Origin of the sequence: Comamonas sp. 4034, from assembly GCF_050434545.1 — a bacterium.
In the GTDB taxonomy this organism is placed as follows: Bacteria; Pseudomonadota; Gammaproteobacteria; order Burkholderiales; family Burkholderiaceae_C; genus Comamonas; species Comamonas odontotermitis.
In genome coordinates this window covers 247366-267587 of record NZ_JBNDIT010000004.1, presented here as the reverse complement: position 1 = coordinate 267587, position 20222 = coordinate 247366, and the positions used below count along the sequence as shown (strand labels likewise).

The window sequence follows — 20222 nt, the reverse complement described above, 5'->3', positions numbered from 1 at the left end:
TATAATGCAGAGCTTTGCTGCGTGTCGCTGGCCGGGTGGCTAGTCGCGTGTCTCAAACGTGGCAAAAAATTTCACCACCCGAAGGATTATTATGGTCGTAGTTCGACTCTCCCGCGGCGGCTCCAAGGCCCGTCCGTTCTACAACATTGTGGTTGCTGACAAGCGCGTGCGTCGCGACGGTGCTTTCATCGAGCGCCTGGGTTTCTACAGCCCACAAGCCAAGGACGGCACCGAAGGTCTGCGCCTGGCGCTGGATCGTCTGGCTTACTGGAAGAGCGTGGGCGCCCAGGCTTCTCCAACCGTGGAACGTCTGGCCAAGCAAGTCGCTGCCAAGGCTGCTTAATACGCCATCTCTCCGGATCGGTTGCGCTTCATGCGCAACCCTCCGCGCGGGCCGTTAGTTGCGACAAGCACTACGGCCCGTTTTTTATCGCCGGGCCGCTTCCAGGGAGAAAATCCTTTGGACGCCGTGGTCACACCCTGTGTGTGGCGCGCGAGGCCACCTTTCGCACTGCCATTTTTGCCATGCCTGCTACCGAACTCATTCTGTCGCCCGCCACCCTGCCAGACGATGCCATTGAAGTGGCACGCATTGCCGATGCCTGGGGCGTCAAGGGCTGGTTCAAGGTGTTTGCGCTCAGCAGCGATCCGCAAGCACTGCTCAAGGCCAAGCACTGGTTCATTCAGCCACCGGAAAAAGGCGCCCGCCATTTTCAGGGTGTGGCCTCGCTGGAGATGCGGCAGGCCCGCTTCCATGGAGACGGCATGGTGGGCTGGGCGCAAGGCGTTGATGACCGTGACCAGGCCGAGAAGCTCAAGGGCGCGCGCGTCTTCATCTCGCGTGCCGAGTTTCCCAAGACCGATGACGACGAGTATTACTGGGTCGATCTGATGGGGCTGGCCGTGGTGAACCGCGAAGGGCTGGCGCTGGGCACCGTCAAGGATCTGATGTCTACCGGCCCGCAGACGGTGCTGGTGGTAGGCTACGAGGAAGAAGGCAAGGCGCAGGAGCGCCTGATTCCCTTCGTGAATGCCTTTGTGGACGAGGTATCGCTGCCCAACAAGCGCATCACGGTCGACTGGCAGCCTGATTACTGATGGAACAGCTCCTGTATTGCCGTGCGCGCGGTGCAGGCCTGGGTCGGGTGTGCGTGGCTGGGCGGCTTCCGCTTCATGGGATGTGCGCTGCCTGAGCGCGGGGAAGGATTGCTTGTATGCGCTTTGACATCATTACCCTGTTCCCTGAGCTGTTTGCCCCTTTTCTGGAGGTAGGCGTCACGCGCCGTGCCTACCAGAGCGGCCAGGTGGCAGTGCATTGCTGGAACCCGCGCGATTACGCGCCCGGCAACTACCGCCGGGTGGATGATCGCCCCTTTGGTGGCGGCCCCGGCATGGTGATGATGGCGCAGCCGCTGGCCGATTGCCTGGCTGCCATCCGTGCCCAACGTGCGCAGGCAGGCGAGGGCGATGGCCCTGCGCCGCTCGTGCTGTTCTCGCCCATTGGTCGCGCGATCAACCATGGCGAAGTGCAGGCATGGTCGGATTCGCAGGGCGCTATTTTGTTGTGTGGCCGCTACGAAGGCGTGGACCAGCGCTTCATCGACCAGTTTGTGGACGTGCAACTGAGCCTGGGCGATTTTGTGCTTTCGGGCGGCGAGATTGCGGCCATGGCCTTGATGGATGCGGTAACCCGCCTGCAACCGGGCGTGCTGCACGACGAGGGCAGCCACCAGCTGGACAGCTTCAACCCCGCGCTGGACGGCCTGCTCGATTGCCCCCACTACACGCGGCCCGAGGTGTGGAACGGCCAGCCGGTGCCTGCCGAACTGCTGTCGGGCCACCACGCCCATATCGAGCGCTGGCGCCGCGAACAGAGCCTGCGCATCACTGCTGGGCACCGCCCTGAGCTGCTGGAGGCGGCCCGCACGCGCGGCCAATTGACCCGCAAAGACGAGCAGGTGTTGGCGAATTTGCCAAAACCACTATAATTGCCGGTTTACCGATCCTCTGCCCGGCCGCTTTGTTCAATGGTGAACCAAGCAATACGCTGGTAACTCTATGCCTCCAGCTGCCAATTCCATGGCGCGTGCAAGATCGTTGGATGAAACCATGAACCTGATCCAGATTCTCGAGCAAGAAGAAATTGCTCGTCTGAACAAGACCATTCCTGAATTTGCCCCTGGCGACACCGTGATCGTGAGCGTGAACGTTGTTGAAGGCACCCGCAAGCGTGTGCAGGCTTACGAAGGCGTGGTGATTGCTAAGCGCAATCGCGGTCTGAACAGCGGCTTTACCGTGCGCAAGATCTCCAGCGGCGAAGGCGTGGAACGTACGTTCCAGACCTACAGCCCTATGATCGCCGGCATCGAAGTGAAGCGTCGCGGCGATGTGCGCCGTGCCAAGCTGTACTACCTGCGCGAGCGCAGCGGCAAGTCTGCCCGTATCAAGGAAAAGCTGCCAGCACGCAAGGCAGCAGCTGTTGCAGCAGAATAATTCTGCGCAGCCCAGTGCTGAAAGCCGCTACGGTACAAGCTGTAGCGGCTTTTTTCATGGCCGCCCCCTTGGCCAAGTGGCTTGTGTCGCGACCACAACCGAGCCCAAGCGACAACCCTGCTCGGCAAGCGGGCCACGGTTTTCTTATGATGCGGGAAAGAGGTTCGCATGAACAAGAATTCCAGCAGCCAGCCTGCGATGGCAGGTTTTGAACAGAATCAGCCACTCGCGTCCGTCCAGAAAGCGCAGACAGCTATCAAAAAAGTAGTCCCCATCATGGATCCGCGCACGGTGCCGGTGGTGCAGGTCGATACCGGCCTGCCCGCTGTGGCGCCAGCATGCCTGAGCGCCGAGCATCTGCGTCAGGCGTTTGGCGGCAGCAGTCTCGACTGGCAGCCGGAGCTGAGCAATGAGCACCGCTGGACGAGCAAGCCGCCAGCCAAGGCGGCCGTGCTCGTTGCGCTCGTGCAGCGGCAGGAGATCCATGTGCTGCTCACCCAGCGCAGCACAGGCCTGTCCAACCATTCGGGGCAGATTGCCTTCCCCGGAGGCCGTCAGGACCCGGAAGACCACAACGCCAATGACACCGCCCTGCGCGAAGCCTGGGAAGAGGTGGGGCTGGCGCGCGACCGGGTCGAGGTATTGGGTAGCCTGCCGGTCTACGCCACGGGTTCGGGTTTCGACATCACGCCTGTGGTGGGGCTCGTCACGCCGCCGTTCGCACTTGCCCCCAATCCGGGCGAGGTGGACGACATCTTCGAGGTACCGCTGTCGTTTTTGATGAATCCGGCGCACCACCAGTGGCAGCAGCTGGACACGCCCGAGCTGTCACGGCGCTGGTTATCCATGCCGTACCAGGATCCGCTGTCCGGCCACCAGCGCTTCATCTGGGGCGCCACTGCAGGCATGCTGCGCAATCTGTACCGTTTTCTGGCCTTCCAGGCGCCGCGCTGATTAGTAACTACTTGTATGTTGCAGATCAGCCGGTATGATCACCGACCATGAGTTTTTTTGCCACGCTGATCGCCTTGCTGCTGGAGCAGGCCAAGCCCTTGTCGCGCGACAACCCGGTGTATGCCGCCGTGCGCGCCTGGGTACAGTGGATCAGCCGCAATCTGGATGCAGGCCAGCAGCGCCACGGTTGGCTGGCGTGGTGCGTGGCGGTGTTGCTGCCCACAGGGCTGTCACTGGGCATGCACTGGCTGCTGACCTGGCTGGTGGGCTGGCCGCTCGCCATGGTGTGGCATGTGGTGGTGCTGTACGTCACGCTGGGTTTTCGCCAGTTCAGCCACCATTTCACGCGTATCCGCGATGCGCTGGAATCGGGCGATGAAGAGCAGGCCCGCCAGTATCTGGCGGCGTGGCAGCAAGTGGACGTGGGCCAACTGCCGCGCAGCGAGATCGTGCGCCATGTGATCGAATATTCCGTGCTGGCCGCGCACCGCCATGTGTTTGGTGTGCTGGCCTGCTATTCCATTGGCTCGGCCCTGGGCCTGGGCCCGGCGGGCGCGGTGTTCTACCGTATGGCGGAATATGTATCGCGCTTTGCCATCAAGCCCGCCCAGGCCAGCGAGTTGGCGCACGGCGCCTTTCAGGATGTGGCGGCCCGCGCCTGGGCCATGGTGGATTGGTTGCCCGCGCGCCTGACCGCGCTGAGCTTTGCCATCGTCGGCAATTTTGAAGAAGCCATCGATGGCTGGCGCTTTCAGACCCAGCACTTTCCCAACGACAACGATGGCGTGATCCTGGCCGCCACCGCTGGTGCCATCGACATCCGCCTGGGCGGCGCCGCACTGCGCGCACGCACGGCCGATTTCGATGCTGGCGATGCTGCCCTGCTGCAGGGCGACGGCTCCACCACGCCGGGGCGCGATCCGGAAGTGGCACACCTGCGCAGCGTGGTGGGCCTGGTGTGGCGCTCGGTGGTGGTGTGGATGCTGCTGCTGGCGCTCCTGACCCTGGCGCGGCTGCTGGGGTGATAGCTGCCTGAGTGGCAGGCGAACAGCTTGCATGTGCAGCAAAGCCTGCGAACCGGGTGACCGGCCTCGCAGGCTTTTTTGATGTTTGAAGGCAGTGGCGCACACTCAATAAGCGCCATCAGCACTATTTTTTATAGTGTTTGCACGCTGGAGCGCACCGCAGGCGGCGCCAGTTCGCTGAACTGGCCGTTCCAGTAGGGGTAGTAGGGGTAGGGCGGCATCACGGCGCTGGCGTCATCGAGCAAACGCATCTGCTCGGCGTTCAACTGCCAGCCCACGGCACCCAGGTTCTGCTGCAATTGCTCTTCGTTGCGCGCGCCAATCAATACGCTGGCGACCGTGGGGCGCTGCAGCAGCCAGTTGATGGCGACCTGGGCCACGCTCTTGGCGGTATCTTGCGCCACAGCCTCCAGCGCATCGACCACCTTGTACAAATGCTCGGCGGCCACGGGCGGTGCAAACTGTTCGGTCTGGTGCAGGCGGCTCTGTTCAGGCAGGGGCTGGCCACGGCGAATCTTGCCCGTGAGCCGTCCCCAGCCCAGTGGGCTCCACACCATGGTGCCGATACCCTGGTCCAGGCCGAGCGGCATCAGCTCCCACTCCATGTCACGGCCAATCAGCGAGTAGTAGGCCTGGTTGGCCACATAGCGCGGCAGGCCGTTCCGGTCGGCGGCAGCCAGCGATTTCATCAACTGCCAGCCCGAGAAGTTGGATGCGCCCACATACCGCACCTTGCCTGCTTGCACCAGCAGGTCCAGGGTTTGCAGCACCTGTTCGACCGGTGTGTGGGCGTCAAACGCGTGCAACTGTAAAAGGTCGATGTAATCGGTCTTGAGGCGCTTGAGGCTTGCCTCCACCGCGCTCACCAGGTGCTGGCGGGAGCTGCCTGCATCATTGGGCCCACTGCCGGTGCGCAGGCCGACCTTGGTGGAGATGATGGCGTGCTGGCGACGCCCGGCGAGCGCCTCGCCCAGCACGGCCTCCGATGCGCCGTCTGAGTACACATCGGCGCTGTCGAACAGGTTGAGGCCGGCATCCAGACAGATATCGATCATGCGTCGGGCATGGTCTGCGCCGCTCTGGCCCCAGGCTGAGAACAGCGGGCCTTGCCCGCCAAAGGTGCCGGTGCCCAGGCCCAGTGCAGGTACTTTCAGGCCGGATTGGCCGAGGTAACGGTATTCCATGGCAAAACCCTCTTGAAAAGCTTATGCAGAAGCGCTGGCGGCACATGCCACACCAGCCGTGCGGCGCTGGCTCATGCCCACCAGCACCAAGCCCAGGGCTGACAGCGCAGCGGCCCCCCAGGCTATCGACAGCAGGCCCGCGCCCGCAATCAGGCTGCCACCCACCCAGGCGCCCAGTGCGTTGCCCAGGTTGAAGGCCGAAATATTGAGGCTGGACGCCAAGGTGGCGCCCTGGCTGCCCACGCCTTGCATCACGCGCATCTGCATGGGGGCCACGGTGGCAAAGGCCACCACGCCCAGCGCTGCAACATAGGCCATGGCCACGGCGCCCGACTGGCCAAACGCCCAACGGCCCAGCACCAGGACTGCCACCAGACCACCCAGCGTGATCCACAGCGCCCGCACCACACCACGGTCGGCCAGCTTGCCGCCAGCGATGTTGCCCACGGCCGAGCCAGCGCCAAACAGCAGCAGGGTGATCGCCACTCCCGTGTTGCCCATGTGGGTGATCTGCGAGAGCAGTGGCTCCACATAGGTGTAGAGTGCAAATACGCCGCCAAAGCCGAACACCGTCATGCCCAGACCCAGCCACAGCGGGGTGCTTGCCAGTACCGACAGTTCATCGCGCAGCGCGGCAGGGGCCGATTGCTTCAGGTCACGTGGCACAAACAACGCAAGAATGCCCAACGCGACGACTCCCACCACGGCCACGGCGGCAAAGGCCATGCGCCAGCCAAAATGCTGGCCGATCCAGGTGCCGGCGGGTACGCCCAGCAGGGTGGCCAGCGTCAGGCCGGAAAACATCAGCGCAATGGCCGAGGCCTGCTTGTCCTTGGGCACCAGGCTGGTGGCAACGACGGCCCCCACACCAAAGAAAGTGCCGTGCGTGAGCGAGGTGAGTACGCGTGCAGCCATCAGCGAGCCGTAGTTGGGCGCAAACACCGCCGCCACGTTGCCCGCGATGAAGATGAGCATCAGGCTCAGGAGCAACTGCTTGCGCGGCCAGTGGCGCGTCAGCAGGGTGAGCACTGGCGCGCCCACGGCCACCCCAAAGGCGTAGCCCGAAATGAGGGTGCCTGCCGTGGGAATGCTGATGTCCAGGTCCTGGCTGACCTGGGTGAGCAGGCCCATGATGATGAATTCTGTGGTGCCGATGCCAAAGGCGCCGGCGGCGAGTGCCAGTAGGGATACGGGCATGGGGAAGTTCCTTTCAGTGCGGGTAAGCGGAGGGCTTCGTACCCGGAAGAAGGAATTGTCGTGACTGGCACTGCCTTTGTGTAGATGGAATAATGGAAACGCATTTGTGCTGCTGTGGCACAAATAAACCGCTCCCTGGCCAAGGAAAAACCATGCAAGCCACCCGTTCTGCTGCAGCCCCGCAGTTTGAAATCAACCGCTCCGGCGAACTGGAAGTGTTTGTGCAGGTGGCGGAAAAGGGCAGCTTCTCGGCCGCGGCCCGCCATCTGGGCGTGTCGCCCTCGGCCATCAGCAAGATCGTGGCCCGCCTCGAAGCGCGCCTGGGGGCTCAACTGGTGCTGCGCAGCACACGCCGCGTGCAGTTGACGCCTGAAGGCTGCCAGTTGTACGAGCGCGGCCAGCGCGTGCTGGCGGATTTGAACGATGTGGAAAATGCGGCCTCGCTGCGCAGCGTTCCCAAAGGCGTGGTGCGCATCAATTCCAGCTCATCCACCGGGCAAAAGCTGCTGGTTCCCTTGGTGGTGCGCTTGATGCAGACCTATCCCGAGTTGGTACTGGATTTGAGCTTTACCGACCATGTCGTGGATCTGATGGAGGCCCAGGCCGACATTGCCATCCGCTGGGGCAAGTTGCCCTCGTCTGACGTGGTGGCTCGGCTGCTTGGCTACACGCGCCAGGTGATCGTGGCTGCGCCGTCCTATCTGGCTACCCATGGCACGCCACAGGATCCGGGGGACCTGGCGCACCACATTCGCATCGGCTGGAACTACCAGCGCACCGTGCCCCATTGGCCGTTTACCGTGGATGGCCGCGCAGTGGACGTGCCGATCGGTGAGGCGCTGCGCGTCAATGACGGAGACGTGATGCGCAACATGGCGGTGGAGGGGGCAGGCATTGCCAGATTGTCACTCTTTCATGCATGGAGCGACATTGATGCAGGCCGATTGAAAGTGGTGCTGGAGCCCTTCAACACGGGCGTGCTGGAGCCCATCCACGCCGTATACCTGGGCAAGCCCGACCAGTTGCCTTCGCGCACGCGGGCGGTGCTGGATTTTCTGAAATCCCATGTGGATTTGACGCACGCTGAGCAGTTGCCACCGGCGTGGTTGCAGCCTTGATCGGGGGCAACTCTCCGCTTTACGGTCTTTTCAATGGAGTGCGCCCGCCCAGTATGCGCAGTATGCTATCAAATCAATAGCAATGTTGGCGCAGGGCACTGGCTTCAATACGCGCTCAGGTTGAGTTCGTCAAACAATTCGCGGTAGATGCGGTAGCGGTTTTCGCTGATGGGCAGGGTCTGCGAGCCATTCGTGACCGCGTCAATCACGCCGCAGCCGGGCTCATGCAGGTGCGTGCAGTTGTAGAACTTGCATTCCTTGGCGTGGGCGCCAATGTCGGGCATGCAGGCGGCCAGCTGGGTGGGCGCGATATGGTAGAGGCCAAACTCCTGAAACCCGGGCGAATCGATGAGGGCCGTGGTGCGCGCCTCGTCCACCCAGTACAGCGTTGTGCTCGTGGTGGTGTGCTTGCCGGTGTTGAGGGCCTGCGAAATCTCGTTGGTGGCCACGTTGGCACCGGGAATCAGCAGGTTGATCAAGGTGCTTTTTCCCACGCCCGAGGGGCCCAGCACCAGGGTGGTCTTGCCTTCGAGCAGGCCGTAGATGGCGTCGCGATCCTCCTCGTCCGCGCCTTCCAGTGCAAATGGCAGCACCGTGTAATGCGGTGGGTCGTCCGCCTGGTCGCGCATGGTTCGGTAGGGTTCCAGCCGTTCCCAGGCACGCAGAAAGGGCTCGCCCAGGTCCATCTTGTTGAGGGCGATGATGGGCGTGATGTGCGCGGCCTCGGCGGCAATCAGGGCGCGTGCCAGCTGCACTTCGCTGAACACCGGCTCTGCGGCGATCAGAATCAGGAGCTGGTCGAGATTGGCGGCAAAGGTCTTGGTGCGGATGTCGTCCTGGCGGTAGAAGACGTTGCGGCGCTCCTGCACCTTCTCGATCGTGCCTTCGTCGCCCTGGCCGGGCGGTGGCGCCAGCCAAAGCACATGGTCGCCCACCACGGCCTGGCTTTTCTTGCCGCGCGGGTGGCAGATGCGGCGCTCGCCGTCTGGAGTCTCCACCACGCAGTGGCGGCCATAGCTGGCCACAACCAGGCCGGTCTGGGTATCGCCCTGGCCTGACGCGTGGGCGCCGGGGCGCCGTCCGTGTTTTGCCATGGGGATCAGGCCAGCTGCAGCAGCGCTTCGATTCGGCGCGCGCATTCAAAATCGGTGGCAGACAGGCCATTCACATCGTGCGTATTGAAACGCACCACGCAGCGGTTGTAGTGCACCGACAGATCGGGATGGTGATCCTGCGTGTGGGCGATCAGCGCCACGCCGTTCACAAAGGCCATGGTCTCGTAGTAATTGGCAAAACGGAAGGTTTTTTCGATTGCCACGTCGCCGCCATCACCAGCCAGCACCCAGCCGGGCAACTGGCCCAGTTGTGTCACCACCTCGGAGGCAGTGAGGGCGCGGCGCGTCTGGGCGGACCAGTCTTGTTTGGGCAGATGGGATTGCGTCATGGTGTCAATTGTTGCATGTGGCTGATCCGCTCCACTGCGGGCGGGTGCGAATAGTAGTAGCGCACATAGAGCGGATCGGGGGTCAGAGTGGAGGCATTGTCCTCGTACAGTTTGAGCAGGGCGGATTGCAGATCCTGCGCGCGCGTCTGCTGCACCGCATAGGCATCGGCTTCAAACTCATGCTTGCGCGAGGAATGCGCCATCAGTGGCGCGACAAAACCGCTGAACACGGGCGCAGCCAGCAGGAACAGCAGCAGCGCCAGCGCATCATTGGGGGCAGAACCTGCCACCCCTTGGACGTTGAAATTGGGCGTGACGCCCAGCCCGGTGTAGAACCAGCCTTGGCCCGACAGCCAGCCCAGCAGCGCAAAACCCAGCAGGGTGAGCGCAAACAGCGCCACCATGCGCTTGATGATGTGCTTGTGCTTGAAGTGGCCCAGCTCGTGCGCGAGCACTGCGTCCACCTCGTCGGCATTCAATTTTTGTAGCAGGGTATCGAAGAACACCACACGCTTGCTGGCGCCAAAACCAGTGAAGTAAGCGTTGGCGTGCTGGCTGCGGCGGCTGCCATCCATCACGAACAGGCCCTTGGCGGAAAAGCCGCAGCGCTGCATCAATGCCGTGACGCGGGCTTTGAGCGATTCGTCTTCCAGGGGCTGGAACTTGTTGAAGAGGGGAGCGATGAAAGCCGGGTAGATCACCATCAGCAACAGGTTGAAGCCCATCCACACGGCCCAGGCCCACAGCCACCACCAGCGGCCGGCGGCTCCCATCAGCCACAGGATCACGGCCAGGATCGGCAGGCCGATGATGGCGCCCATGGCCGCGCCTTTGAACAGATCGCCCAGCCAGAGGCCTGGGGTCATCTTGTTGAAACCAAAGCGCTGCTCGATGACAAAGGTCTGGTAATAGCTGCCCGGCAGGTCGATCAGCCCGCCGATCAACGCAAAAACGGCCACCAGCGCCAGTTGCTGCAGCATGCCGCCGCCCATGGCATCCAGCAGCCAGTGGTTCAGGGCATCAAGGCCGCCCAACAAGGTCCAGCCCAGCAGCACCACGGTGCCAAGTGCCAGCTCCAGCAGGCCAAAGCGGGTTTTGGCGATGGTGTAATCGGCCGCTTTCTGGTGGGCAGACAGACTGATGCGGTCTGCAAACAATGCGGGAACCGCATTGCGGTGGGCTGCCACATGGCGCATCTGGCGCGAAGCGAGCCAGAGTTTGACCAGGACGCCCAGCGCCAGCGCGGCAGCAAAGATCAGGGTGAACGACAGCGATAAAGTCACGAGTGGGGCTGTTGAAAAACGGAAAGCGATCAAGTGTAGGGCATCGGCGACAATCACCCGCATGCAAGACAAGAACACCCCTGCCGTCGCGCCAGAGTCTGCGCCGCAGCTGGACAAATCGGACCTGAACCTGGTCTGGCTGGACTGCGAGATGACGGGACTGAACCCTGAAGAACACCGTGTGATCGAGATCGCGCTGGTGGTGACCAATGCCGACCTGAGCGTGCGCATCGAAGGCCCGGTGATTGCCATCCACCAAAGCGATGAGGAGTTGGGCAAGATGGACGCCTGGAACCGGGGCACCCACGGAAGAAGTGGGCTGACCGAGCGTGTCAAGGCCTCAACCGTGACCGAGGAAGATGCGCAAAAGGAGGCGCTGCGCTTCATGAAGCGTTACGTGCCCAAGGGCAAGGTGCCGATGTGCGGCAACAGCATCGGGCAGGACCGCCGGTTTCTTGCACGCTACATGCCGGAGCTGGAGGCCTATTTCCACTACCGCAATGTCGATGTCAGCACTCTCAAGGAGCTGGCTCGGCGCTGGAAGCCAGCTGTGGTGACTGGCTTCAAGAAGGCGCAAAAGCACACGGCGCTGGCCGATGTGCATGAATCGATCGACGAGCTGGTGTACTACCGGACGCATTTTTTACAGCTGGCGCCCGAGTCGGCTACCTGATGTCGAACTGATTGACCCGGCTTGCCTCGGTCACCAGGGTATCGGTTTTGCCGGCCTGGCGGGTGATGGTGCGCTCTTTGAGCGTGAGTCCACGGTAAGTGCCTGCAGATGCCACCCAGGAGGTGGTTTGTGCATTGCTGTTGGCGTCGGGGTTGCCTTCCGGGCTGGCAGCAATGGTGGTGAGGAAACGGCAGGCCTCGAACTGACCGAGGGCGGTGCTGATGGCCTCTCTGCCCTCGTAAGTTCTTGTGTAGGCCAGGGTGGTCACGGTCTTGATTTCCTGATCGGCTGTCGAGCGGCTATCGGTTTGTACGATGGTCTGCGAAGTGGTCTGGCCGGGCGCCATAGCGATCACCGACTGTTGGGCCGGCGTCAGGCTCTGTCGGCTGGTGGCACCGATATTGAACGCGTTATAGCCGTGGTACAGCAGCGCTCCACCTTCGATGGAGTAGTGAATGCTGGCTCGTCCGGTGTCTGGCGAGACATAAATGGTGTTGATGCCATTCTCTTCTTTCTGGCTGGTTACCCAGTGCAGAAAGCGAGACTCCATTGCGGGCGCGTCGTTCAAGCGGCTACTCTGCGTAACATTGATCTGGGTGTCCTGGCGATAAAAACCGGTGTTGAAACAATCGCTGGAATCCCTGGCTTCTTCTGAGCTATCGCTGCCACCGCCGCAAGCTGCCAGCAGGGCGGCCCCGAGCAGGCCAGTGATAGCCATGAAAGGTCGTGAACACATGGTCATGCCGGTCTCCTGATTGTGATGCGTGTGGAGACATCGTAGTGGAAGCTTTGCCTTGGCCCGACAAGAATGACCTGGGTCACCGGGTTTTTCAAAGCCATGGGCTTCTGGAGCTTGCAGATGGACGCCTTGAATCACAGATGTCCTTGGCATGATGCGGGAAAACCCGAAACGTGCGATAATCCACGCTTCCTTCCGCCACTTACGGCGGTGATACGCACATCTCCCTTCATTCTCTGGGCGTCCAGGCCATGCGATTCGCAGCATGGCCGTTTTGAAGCAAGCCCACGGCACACACTCTGGCCGATACCGTTTGATGGTTGATGTATTTACAACCATGAACGGACCGGAACTGCGTTGCGAACCGCGCAGAGGCCCGCCATTGCTATTTTTCAAAATGACGCAAGACCTCCATCTGCAGGGCGAAGCCGCGCCTGCACAAAACTTTACCGACGCTGAAAATCACGTCGAAAACATGGAATCCACCGATTCCGTTGATTCCACCGAATCGGAAACCGTAGAAGCACAGGCCGACGAGCCCAACGGCTTTGTCGAGCTGGGCCTGGCGCCCGAGCTGGTGCAAGCCGTCAAGGACCTGGGCTACACCCAGCCCACCGCGGTGCAAGAGCGCGCCATTCCCTTGGCCATGTACGGCGAAGGCGAAGAGTCTGACCATTTCACCGATCTGATGGTGTCGAGCCAGACCGGCTCGGGCAAGACCGCTGCCTTCCTGCTGCCCGTGCTGCACACCTTGATCCAGCAGCAAGCTGCTGCCGCTGCGGCAGAGCGCGCGGAGCACGACCGTCTGGCGGCCGAAGCGGTGGCCCGTGGCGAGCAGCCCCCCAAGCGCGCCAAGCGCAAGAACCCGCTGAGCCCACGCAACTTCAAGGCAGCGCAGCCCGGCGCCCTGATTCTGTGCCCAACGCGCGAGCTGGCACAGCAGGTGGCGCATGACGCCATCGAGCTGGTGCGCCATTGCAAGGGCCTGCGCATCGCCAACGTGGTGGGCGGCATGCCTTACCAACTGCAGATCGCAAAACTGCAGAACGCCGACCTGGTGGTGGCAACGCCTGGCCGTCTGCTCGACCTGCAGCGTTCGCTGCAGATCAAGCTCGACAAGGTGCAGTTCCTGGTGGTTGACGAAGCCGACCGCATGCTGGATCTGGGCTTCTCCGACGACCTGGCTGAAATCAACCAACTGACCATCCAGCGCAAGCAGACCATGATGTTCAGTGCCACGTTCGCACCGCGCATCCAGCAACTGGCCATGCGCGTGATGCACGACAACGGCGCGGGTGTGAAGAAGCTGACCATTGATTCGCCGCAGGAAAAGCACGCCAATATCAAGCAGGTGCTGTTCTGGGCCGACAACTCCGACCACAAGCGCAAGATGCTGGATCACTGGCTGCGTGATGCCTCGATCAACCAGGCGATCGTGTTTGCATCCACGCAAGTGGAGTGCGATGGCCTCGCCAATGACCTGCAACAGGAAGGTTTTTCTGCGGTGGCACTGCACGGTGCATTGAGCCAGGGCCTGCGCAACCGCCGCCTGATGGCGCTGCGCAACGGCCAGGTGCAGATTCTGGTGGCTACCGATGTGGCGGCACGCGGTATCGACGTGCCCACCATCACCCACGTTTTCAACTATGGCCTGCCTATGAAGGCGGAAGACTATACCCACCGCATCGGCCGTACCGGTCGCGCGGGCCGCTCCGGTCTGGCGGTGACCTTTGCAGAGTTCCGTGACCGTCGTCGCGTGTTCGACATTGAAGGTTATACCAAGCAGCAGTTCAAGCCCGAAGTGATTCCTGGCCTGGAGCCAGTCCAGCGCTTCCCTGCCCGCAGCGAAGGTCCGCGCGGTGGCCGTGGTGGCGACCGTGGCCGTCCAGGCCGTGGCGGCTTTGGTGGTGGTGGTGACCGTGGCTTTGGTGGCCGCCGCGACGGCGACGGCTATGGCCGCAAGTCAGGGTTTGGCGACAGCGGCGGCGGCTCCCGTTCGGGCGGTTTTGGCGGTGCACCGCGCAAGCCTGGCTTTGGTGAAGGCTTTGGTGCCAACCGTGGTGGCGACAGCCGTCCGCGTTTTGACCGTGACGACCGCGCGCCACGCTTTGAGCAGCGTGCTGATCGCGGCGGCGACCGTTTCAACGACCGTGGCGGCGACCGCTTCCAGGATCGCGCACCGCGTCCCGAAGGCCGCAGCTTTGACCGTGCACCTGCCGACCGCCGCTTTGAACGTGGTGACCGCCCTGAGCGCAGTGATCGCTTTGGTGGCGGCGGTGACAGCCGTGGCCCGCGCAGTGCAGGCCCGCGCCATGGCGGCGGCGATTTTGCGCCGCGCCGCCCAGGTGGTGCCGGTGAGAACCGCTTTGGCGACCGTGGCGGCCGCCCTTACGCACCAGCGGGTGACCGCAAGCGCACCGAGCGCAACCGCTGATCATTGATCGCACAACAAAAAGAGCTTCCTTCGGGAAGCTCTTTTTTTAGGAGCAAGAAGCGCTTTGTGGATAAGCGCTATCTGCCGATTTCAGCTCGTAAACAGGTTCTCAGGATCAATGCTTGGAAGAATGCCGGCCAATGTCGGGCCAGCGGTGGTGAAAGTAGACCCAGCTGATGAGACCGGCCGCCATCAGGCACATTGAGGCAACCGCCAGCGCGATGGTGGAATCCATCACCAGTGGCGCCAGTACACCGGCTACCAGTCCATTGGCAACCGAAGACACCACGGCCTGCAGCGAAGAGGCGAGGCCACGGCGTTCAGGATGCAGATCGAGCACCAGCAAGGTCACTACGGGGGTCATCAAGGCCCAGCCAAACGAATAAATGCCCAGCGGTACGAGCGCCCAGGCGGGGTGGGGCGGCAGTACCAGGTTCAGCAGCAGATAGATGCTGGAGGTCACGAACATGATCAGGAACCCGTGGCGCACCTGGCGCTTGGGAGGTATCTTGCCCGCCAGACGGCCACTCACCCAGGCGCCCGCCATGATGCCGCCGATGGTGCACAGGAAGAACCAGAAGAACTGGGTGGGCTGCATCTTCATGTGCGTACCCAGGAACGTAGGCGCCGACAGGATATAGATGAACATGCCATTGAAAGGCACGCCGCTGGCTGCGGCCAACAGCAGAAAACGTGGGCTGGTGCACAACTGCCAGTAGCCACGCATCAGGTTCTTCAGGTCAAAGGGCTGGCGCTTGGCGGGAGGCAGGCTCTCGGGTAGCAGGCGCCAGTTGTACGCCCACAACAGCACGCCGATCACCGTCAGCAGCCAGAAGATGGACTGCCAACTGGCGTAGGCAATGAAAGCGCCACCAATCATGGGCGCAATGGCCGGGGCAATGCCGAAGTAGATGGTGATCTGGCTCATCACCCGCTGTGCTTGTGCAGGTGGAAACAGGTCGCGCACCACGGCGCGCGACACCACGATGCCGGCGCCGGTGGTGCAGCCTTGCAGGGCGCGGAACAGGATCAGCTGCTCGGGTGTCCGGGCGAGCGCGCAGCCTGCGGAGGTCAGCGCAAACGCTGCAAGCCCCCACAGCACCACGGGGCGGCGGCCCAGACTGTCGGACAGCGCGCCGTGGAACAGGTTCATGAAGGCGAAGCCGAACAGATACGCTGACAGCGTCTGCTGCATCTGCAGCGGAGAGGCCTGCAAGGATGCCGCAATACCGTCGAATGCGGGCAGGTAGGTGTCGATGGAGAACGGTCCCAGCATGCCCAGAAGCGCCAGCATGACCGCCAGAACCCATTGGGGTGTGGGTTTGGATGGGGCGGTAGCAGAGCGGAGATCGTTCATGGGAAGCGCGCCACGCGCTTGCAGCGGGTGGCGCCGGTGTCAAAGGCAGAAAAAGAGGGAGGAGAGGCGCCAGCCGCCATTGCCGCACAGGCATCAGCGCAGGTTCTCAGGGACAGCGCTGCAGCTTACCCGAAGCCACGGGTCTGTGCAGTCGCTCTGGTATGTCGCGCCCCGCAGGTGGCGGGTCAGGCCGGGGTTTCGTCTGGCAGCATGGCGGCGATGATGTCGAGGGTGTCGAGCATCTGCGCCGGGTTGCGAGGGTCGGCACTGAGCACCGGCACCGCACATTGCGGATAGTTGGACAGGCGTACGGTGAACATTTCCTGCTGCGCCGCCGATGCAGGGCGCGAGATCAATACCACCACCACCTGCAGTTTGGGGGAGCGGAAGCACTGCTGGATCAGGGTTGCGGTGTGCTCCAGGGCATTGGGCTCATGGATATCGACCATGACAATCGCACCAAAGGCCAGTGACAGCGCCCACTCGCGCACGAAATCGTAGCGTTCCTGGCCGGGGCAGCCATACACCTGCAAGGTGTCATTGTCGTCCAGCTTGATCTCGCCAAAATCCAGGCCCACGGTCGTGGTTTCCTTGGCGTGGGCCTGTTTGTCGAGGTTGGGCACTTCGCACTCGATGGCCAGACTCCCGCAGAGGCTGCGAATGGCCGTGGTCTTGCCAATGCCCATGGGGCCGACCAGTACGATGCGTTTGATGAGGTGTTGCATACGAGTCTGACTTTAGGTGGAGGTCGTGCCGGAATCGTTGGCATTGCGGTTCTGGCCGATCCAGCGGCTGAGCTGGCGGAACAGGCCCCGTGCAATACCCTGGCTTTGCAGGGTGGCTGCAGTTGCAGCCTCTGGCACTGCCGATGCCTGTACCGTTTCGGCAAATGCAGGAGGCAGGGGCGCCAGTGGATGCAATTCCACCAGGACACCCTTGCCGCGCAGGACCTGCAGCAGGCGCAGCAGCTCGGCGCGGTCCAGTGGCGCGCGCTCGCCCAGTTCCTCCAGGGTGCGTTCACCGGAAATCAAGGCCGCCAGAATCTGGCGGTGCGCCTGTCCGGCCATGCTGCCGGTCAATTGCGTCCAGCGTCTGATGCGAAAGCGGGTGCCGGTCACAGGCTCGGTGTCTGATGCCGTATAGGTGGAGACCGTCGGTACATCGGTCATGGCAGCAGAGACTGGCGCAGGAGCCATGTCCAGCTCTGTCGCCTTCAGGAAGGCAGCATCCGCGTTCTTGATCTGCACGTTGTGCGATGTGGTCATGCCTTGCATGCGGCGATTCTTTACCGTTTCGCGCAGACGTTTGCTGTGGGCCTGCAGGCTCATCTGCTCAAGCATCTGCGTGAGGCGGCCCACGCTGTAATCAGGTGGCAGCTGGCCATCGATCTGGTGTGGCCATTGCGCACGCAGGGCATCGGCCTGGTCGTCGCTGGCAATCAACAGGACGCACGCGTTATCAGGGCGCTTGCTGATGGCTTCGGACGCACTCTGTGCGTCCACTACCCAGAGCTCGGTGGCAGGCTTGGCAGAGCCTGTGGCCTGGCTATCGCGCCAGCGCTTGGCGGCCACGTCAAACAAATAACTAAAGCGCAGTTGATGTGCTTCACTCAAATGGGCGGCATGCAAAATCAGGTCAGACATTCATACTCTCCCATGCAGCAACATGTTCAATCTCGGAAATGACAGGCATTACTGTGCCTGCTATTTCTTGCTCTCCGCTTGCAGGTAAATACATTTTCAGAGGTTGTAAATGAATGTCAATAATTCAAATCAATGGAGAACAAATTGATTATTGAATTTATCGAATTTCCCCTGTGAGAATTAGTGGAAACCCTGATTACAAGACAAATGTAACCTGTGTTTAAAGGTAACACTGCGATGGCGCGAAAATCCATATGTCGCACTGCGGTTCATGGCCTTTGGCAGTCCGGGCAAAAGAAAAGCCGCTGGATTGCAGCGGCTGGCAGGAGATGGGGTGTGTTGCAGTTGGCAGCAATCAGTGCTGGTGCGCGCCGTGCTGGTGTGCGTCGCCGCCGCCCGACTTGGCAGCGGGTGCGCCGCTGTTGAGGGCGCGTGCCGGTGCCGTCACCGCGATGCTCTCCTTGAGGCCGTCTTCGTGCACCACCTCCAGCGTGAGCTGCACGTTGTCGCCAGCATTCAGCGGTTGTTTCAGGCCCATCAGCATGATGTGGAAAGCGCCCGGCTTGAGGTTGACGGTCTGGCCGTTGGGCAGGTCCACGCTCTGTACGGCACGCATCTTCATGACGTTGTCCTGCATGCTCATTTCGTGGATTTCGGCAGATGCCGCTGCCTCGGTCTTGACTCCAACCAGTTTGGCATTGTCATGGCCGGAGCGCAGATCCATGAACACCCCCGTGGCTTGTTGCCCGGCCACCGACGCGCGCGCCCAGGCGTTGCTGACGGAGACGTGAGCGAATGCGCTGCTGGCGGCAGCAAATGCAATGGTGGCGAGCAAGGGGCGTAGCAGGCGAGGCATGGCGGCTATAGAGTGAAGAGGAGGGAGAGGATGCAGGGCAGGCAAGGTGCCCGCACTGCGGGAAGCTGATCAGGCCCATTCTACAAGTCTGGCTTCCATCACGCATGCGGGTGAGGGTGTTGGTGTGGAGCAGGCAAAAGAAAACGGCCTAGGCAAGAAGCCTAGGCCGTGTCTGGTGGGCCCTGAGTGATTCGAACACTCGACCAACGGATTAAGAGTCCGCTGCTCTACCAACTGAGCTAAGAGCCCGTAACCATGCACCGTGAGGTGTCTGATCCGGTTGCAACCGGCAAGAAGCCAATCGCTGAAAAATGTGGTGGGCCCTGAGTGATTCGAACACTCGACCAACGGATTAAGAGTCCGCTGCTCTACCAACTGAGCTAAGAGCCCACATTTGTTTGCTTGCAGCTGTGTGCTGCAGCAAGCCTTGTATTATGCACCAATTTTTACGCTTGTCAGGGAAAACGTGGTCATTGGCTTTTGTTTTTTGCGATCACCCAGGAGTGGCTATGGCAGAGAATGCTATCGATAGGATAGCTATCTGCGCTTTTCGGTACAGCGCTGGTGCCTTGTTTTTTCGGTACTTGACGGGACCCGGCGAACAAGGCACCCCTGCGCCCATCAGGGTTACATCAGCAGGTGCTCGCCTGCGTTGTCGCCGCCCAGAATGACGTAGTTGACCTTGCGGATATCCATGAGCTTCTTGCCGCCCGAGTAGCTGATGGATGATTGCACATCCTGCTGCATCTCGGTCAGGGTGTCTGCCAGCTTGCCTTTGACGGGCTCCAGAATGCGCTTGCCTTCCACGTGCTTGTACTCGCCCTTGTTGAAGTCCGATGCCGAGCCGTAGTACTCCTTGAACAGTTCGCCATCGACTTCGACCGTCTTTCCGGGTGACTCTTCATGGCCGGCAAACAGCGAGCCAACCATGACCATGGTGGCGCCGAAACGCACACTCTTTGCAATGTCGCCATGGCTGCGGATACCGCCGTCGGCGATGATGGGCTTGGTGGCAACGCGGGCACACCACTTGAGGGCCGACAGCTGCCAGCCACCTGTGCCAAAACCCGTTTTGAGCTTGGTGATGCAGACCTTGCCAGGGCCGATGCCGACCTTGGTGGCGTCAGCGCCCCAGTTTTCCAGGTCGATCACGGCTTCGGGCGTGCCCACGTTGCCGGCGATCACGAAGGCGGCAGGAATCTTGGCCTTCAGGTACTGGATCATGTTCTTCACGCTGTCGGCATGGCCGTGCGCGATGTCGATGGTGATGTATTCGGGGCAGATGCCTTCGGCCACGAAGCGGTCCACCGTGTCGTAGTCGGGTTGCTTCACGCCCAGCGAGATCGATGCGAACAGGCCCTTGCCTTGCATGTCCTTGGTGAAGGCCACGTTGTCGATGTCGAAGCGGTGCATCACGTAGAAGAAGCCGTTCTGCGCCAGGAAGGTGCAGATTTTCTCGTCCACCACGGTCTTCATGTTGGCGGGCACGACCGGCAGCTTGAAGCTGCGATTGCCCAGTTCCACGCTGGTGTCGCATTCCGAGCGGCTTTCCACGCGGCACTTGCGGGGCAGCAGAAGGATATTGTCGTAGTCGAAGATTTCCATTTGATTCCAAGCTCCATGAGAGGTTGCCGCGAACTGTTTCGCAGCGATTGCATAGCAAAAGGCGCTTGGCTTGGAAACCGGTTTTGCGGGTGCATCTCGCACGAGGGGATGCACCATTCCTGCTGGCGCAGGCACAAAAAAACCGGGTCACAAGAATCTTGGGCCCGGTGATTGATTCTAACAGCAAGCGTCGCTGGGGCAAAAGCCTTGGTGGTGA

At 61.7% G+C, this 20222-nt stretch carries 20 protein-coding genes and 2 tRNA genes; 9 read left to right on the top strand and 13 right to left on the bottom strand.

Annotated features, from left to right (window positions below):
- Positions 1 to 91 precede the first annotated feature (91 nt).
- The 6 genes from rpsP (at position 92) to ABIE32_RS06740 (ending at position 4472) form a co-directional block, all read left to right on the top strand.
- Entirely contained in the window at positions 92 to 343 is a 252-nt protein-coding gene (gene rpsP / locus ABIE32_RS06765; RefSeq protein WP_184707700.1) for a 30S ribosomal protein S16, read from the top strand.
- Between the two features lie 182 nt (positions 344 to 525).
- On the top strand, positions 526 to 1098 hold the full coding sequence (gene rimM, locus ABIE32_RS06760) for a ribosome maturation factor RimM (protein WP_224150062.1): 573 nt from the start codon (positions 526 to 528) through the stop codon (positions 1096 to 1098).
- A 116-nt stretch (positions 1099 to 1214) separates the two neighbouring features.
- Positions 1215 to 1988 (top strand): tRNA (guanosine(37)-N1)-methyltransferase TrmD, encoded by a 774-nt coding sequence (gene trmD, locus ABIE32_RS06755; protein WP_224150061.1) that lies wholly within the window; start codon positions 1215 to 1217, stop codon positions 1986 to 1988.
- A 121-nt stretch (positions 1989 to 2109) separates the two neighbouring features.
- On the top strand, positions 2110 to 2493 hold the full coding sequence (rplS, locus tag ABIE32_RS06750; protein WP_224150060.1) for a 50S ribosomal protein L19: 384 nt from the start codon (positions 2110 to 2112) through the stop codon (positions 2491 to 2493).
- 276 nt (positions 2494 to 2769) lie between these two features.
- Complete coding sequence (locus ABIE32_RS06745; protein ID WP_224152748.1) at positions 2770 to 3447, top strand: CoA pyrophosphatase; 678 nt, start codon at positions 2770 to 2772, stop codon at positions 3445 to 3447.
- Positions 3448 to 3494: 47 nt separating this feature from the next.
- The gene (locus ABIE32_RS06740; RefSeq protein ID WP_224150059.1) at positions 3495 to 4472 is read left to right on the top strand and encodes a CobD/CbiB family protein; all 978 of its coding nucleotides are present in this window, start codon (positions 3495 to 3497) and stop codon (positions 4470 to 4472) included.
- A gap of 131 nt (positions 4473 to 4603) precedes the next feature.
- Here the strand turns inward: ABIE32_RS06740 and ABIE32_RS06735 are convergent, their stop codons facing one another.
- Together ABIE32_RS06735 and ABIE32_RS06730 are read right to left on the bottom strand one after the other, a co-directional pair.
- A complete protein-coding gene (locus ABIE32_RS06735) occupies positions 4604 to 5656 on the bottom strand; it encodes an aldo/keto reductase (RefSeq protein ID WP_429014864.1) in 1053 nt (350 codons plus the stop codon).
- A 21-nt stretch (positions 5657 to 5677) separates the two neighbouring features.
- Positions 5678 to 6853 (bottom strand): MFS transporter, encoded by a 1176-nt coding sequence (locus ABIE32_RS06730; protein WP_429014862.1) that lies wholly within the window; start codon positions 6851 to 6853, stop codon positions 5678 to 5680.
- A 152-nt stretch (positions 6854 to 7005) separates the two neighbouring features.
- On the opposite strand from ABIE32_RS06730, the gene ABIE32_RS06725 reads away from it, so the two are divergent.
- Complete coding sequence (locus ABIE32_RS06725) at positions 7006 to 7971, top strand: LysR family transcriptional regulator (RefSeq protein WP_429014861.1); 966 nt, start codon at positions 7006 to 7008, stop codon at positions 7969 to 7971.
- Between the two features lie 104 nt (positions 7972 to 8075).
- On the opposite strand, the gene rsgA is transcribed toward ABIE32_RS06725, so the two are convergent.
- From rsgA to ABIE32_RS06710, 3 genes are read right to left on the bottom strand one after another with little or no spacing between them, the layout of a single operon-like run.
- Positions 8076 to 9065: a ribosome small subunit-dependent GTPase A gene (gene rsgA, locus ABIE32_RS06720; RefSeq protein ID WP_429014859.1), complete on the bottom strand. Its 990-nt coding sequence runs from the start codon at positions 9063 to 9065 to the stop codon at positions 8076 to 8078.
- Positions 9066 to 9070: 5 nt separating this feature from the next.
- Positions 9071 to 9415, bottom strand: a complete 345-nt coding sequence (locus tag ABIE32_RS06715) for a 4a-hydroxytetrahydrobiopterin dehydratase (protein ID WP_184707684.1) — start codon at positions 9413 to 9415, stop codon at positions 9071 to 9073.
- Positions 9412 to 10761, bottom strand: a complete 1350-nt coding sequence (locus ABIE32_RS06710; RefSeq protein WP_429014857.1) for a M48 family metallopeptidase — start codon at positions 10759 to 10761, stop codon at positions 9412 to 9414. Before ABIE32_RS06710 ends, ABIE32_RS06715 begins: the two co-directional genes overlap by 4 nt.
- On the opposite strand from ABIE32_RS06710, the gene orn reads away from it, so the two are divergent.
- Entirely contained in the window at positions 10760 to 11371 is a 612-nt protein-coding gene (orn, locus tag ABIE32_RS06705) for an oligoribonuclease (RefSeq protein WP_224150053.1), read from the top strand. The two genes, ABIE32_RS06710 and orn, sit on opposite strands and share 2 nt — an antisense overlap.
- On the opposite strand, the gene ABIE32_RS06700 is transcribed toward orn, so the two are convergent.
- Positions 11364 to 12248: a hypothetical protein gene (locus ABIE32_RS06700; RefSeq protein WP_429014855.1), complete on the bottom strand. Its 885-nt coding sequence runs from the start codon at positions 12246 to 12248 to the stop codon at positions 11364 to 11366. The genes orn and ABIE32_RS06700 overlap by 8 nt on opposite strands.
- Positions 12249 to 12507: 259 nt before the next feature.
- Between ABIE32_RS06700 and ABIE32_RS06695 the strand changes: the two genes are divergently transcribed.
- Complete coding sequence (locus tag ABIE32_RS06695) at positions 12508 to 14544, top strand: DEAD/DEAH box helicase (protein WP_429014853.1); 2037 nt, start codon at positions 12508 to 12510, stop codon at positions 14542 to 14544.
- 115 nt (positions 14545 to 14659) lie between these two features.
- Here ABIE32_RS06695 and ABIE32_RS06690 read toward each other — a convergent pair whose 3' ends face one another.
- The 7 genes from ABIE32_RS06690 to ABIE32_RS06660 all read right to left on the bottom strand — a co-directional run bounded on the left by ABIE32_RS06690 (position 14660) and on the right by ABIE32_RS06660 (position 20005).
- Entirely contained in the window at positions 14660 to 15901 is a 1242-nt protein-coding gene (locus ABIE32_RS06690) for a multidrug effflux MFS transporter (RefSeq protein WP_224150050.1), read from the bottom strand.
- A 185-nt stretch (positions 15902 to 16086) separates the two neighbouring features.
- Entirely contained in the window at positions 16087 to 16626 is a 540-nt protein-coding gene (locus ABIE32_RS06685; RefSeq protein ID WP_395026964.1) for a GTP-binding protein, read from the bottom strand.
- A 12-nt stretch (positions 16627 to 16638) separates the two neighbouring features.
- Positions 16639 to 17544 carry a hypothetical protein gene (locus ABIE32_RS06680; RefSeq protein ID WP_429014852.1) on the bottom strand — a complete coding sequence of 302 codons (906 nt, stop codon included), beginning with the start codon at positions 17542 to 17544 and terminating at the stop codon, positions 16639 to 16641.
- Positions 17545 to 17899: 355 nt separating this feature from the next.
- Entirely contained in the window at positions 17900 to 18400 is a 501-nt protein-coding gene (locus ABIE32_RS06675) for a copper chaperone PCu(A)C (RefSeq protein WP_224150046.1), read from the bottom strand.
- 173 nt (positions 18401 to 18573) lie between these two features.
- A tRNA-Lys gene (locus tag ABIE32_RS06670) sits at positions 18574 to 18649 on the bottom strand.
- A gap of 65 nt (positions 18650 to 18714) precedes the next feature.
- Positions 18715 to 18790: transfer RNA gene (locus ABIE32_RS06665), tRNA-Lys, on the bottom strand.
- Between the two features lie 237 nt (positions 18791 to 19027).
- On the bottom strand, positions 19028 to 20005 hold the full coding sequence (locus ABIE32_RS06660) for a GMP reductase (RefSeq protein ID WP_224150045.1): 978 nt from the start codon (positions 20003 to 20005) through the stop codon (positions 19028 to 19030).
- Positions 20006 to 20222: the final 217 nt, after the last annotated feature.

Excerpts from the sequence above, each read along its gene's own strand:
- rpsP (WP_184707700.1), top strand. The coding sequence starts at position 92 with ATGGTCGTAGTTCGACTCTCCCGCGGCGGCTCCAAGGCCCGTCCGTTC.
- rimM (WP_224150062.1), top strand. The coding sequence starts at position 526 with ATGCCTGCTACCGAACTCATTCTGTCGCCCGCCACCCTGCCAGACGAT.
- trmD (WP_224150061.1), top strand. The coding sequence starts at position 1,215 with ATGCGCTTTGACATCATTACCCTGTTCCCTGAGCTGTTTGCCCCTTTT.
- rplS (WP_224150060.1), top strand. The coding sequence starts at position 2,110 with ATGAACCTGATCCAGATTCTCGAGCAAGAAGAAATTGCTCGTCTGAAC.
- ABIE32_RS06745 (WP_224152748.1), top strand. The coding sequence starts at position 2,770 with ATGGATCCGCGCACGGTGCCGGTGGTGCAGGTCGATACCGGCCTGCCC.
- ABIE32_RS06740 (WP_224150059.1), top strand. The coding sequence starts at position 3,495 with ATGAGTTTTTTTGCCACGCTGATCGCCTTGCTGCTGGAGCAGGCCAAG.
- ABIE32_RS06735 (WP_429014864.1), bottom strand. The coding sequence starts at position 5,656 with ATGGAATACCGTTACCTCGGCCAATCCGGCCTGAAAGTACCTGCACTG.
- ABIE32_RS06730 (WP_429014862.1), bottom strand. The coding sequence starts at position 6,853 with ATGCCCGTATCCCTACTGGCACTCGCCGCCGGCGCCTTTGGCATCGGC.
- ABIE32_RS06725 (WP_429014861.1), top strand. The coding sequence starts at position 7,006 with ATGCAAGCCACCCGTTCTGCTGCAGCCCCGCAGTTTGAAATCAACCGC.
- rsgA (WP_429014859.1), bottom strand. The coding sequence starts at position 9,065 with ATGGCAAAACACGGACGGCGCCCCGGCGCCCACGCGTCAGGCCAGGGC.
- ABIE32_RS06715 (WP_184707684.1), bottom strand. The coding sequence starts at position 9,415 with ATGACGCAATCCCATCTGCCCAAACAAGACTGGTCCGCCCAGACGCGC.
- orn (WP_224150053.1), top strand. The coding sequence starts at position 10,760 with ATGCAAGACAAGAACACCCCTGCCGTCGCGCCAGAGTCTGCGCCGCAG.
- ABIE32_RS06710 (WP_429014857.1), bottom strand. The coding sequence starts at position 10,761 with ATGCGGGTGATTGTCGCCGATGCCCTACACTTGATCGCTTTCCGTTTT.
- ABIE32_RS06695 (WP_429014853.1), top strand. The coding sequence starts at position 12,508 with ATGACGCAAGACCTCCATCTGCAGGGCGAAGCCGCGCCTGCACAAAAC.
- ABIE32_RS06690 (WP_224150050.1), bottom strand. The coding sequence starts at position 15,901 with ATGAACGATCTCCGCTCTGCTACCGCCCCATCCAAACCCACACCCCAA.
- ABIE32_RS06685 (WP_395026964.1), bottom strand. The coding sequence starts at position 16,626 with ATGCAACACCTCATCAAACGCATCGTACTGGTCGGCCCCATGGGCATT.
- ABIE32_RS06680 (WP_429014852.1), bottom strand. The coding sequence starts at position 17,544 with ATGTCTGACCTGATTTTGCATGCCGCCCATTTGAGTGAAGCACATCAA.
- ABIE32_RS06675 (WP_224150046.1), bottom strand. The coding sequence starts at position 18,400 with ATGCCTCGCCTGCTACGCCCCTTGCTCGCCACCATTGCATTTGCTGCC.
- ABIE32_RS06660 (WP_224150045.1), bottom strand. The coding sequence starts at position 20,005 with ATGGAAATCTTCGACTACGACAATATCCTTCTGCTGCCCCGCAAGTGC.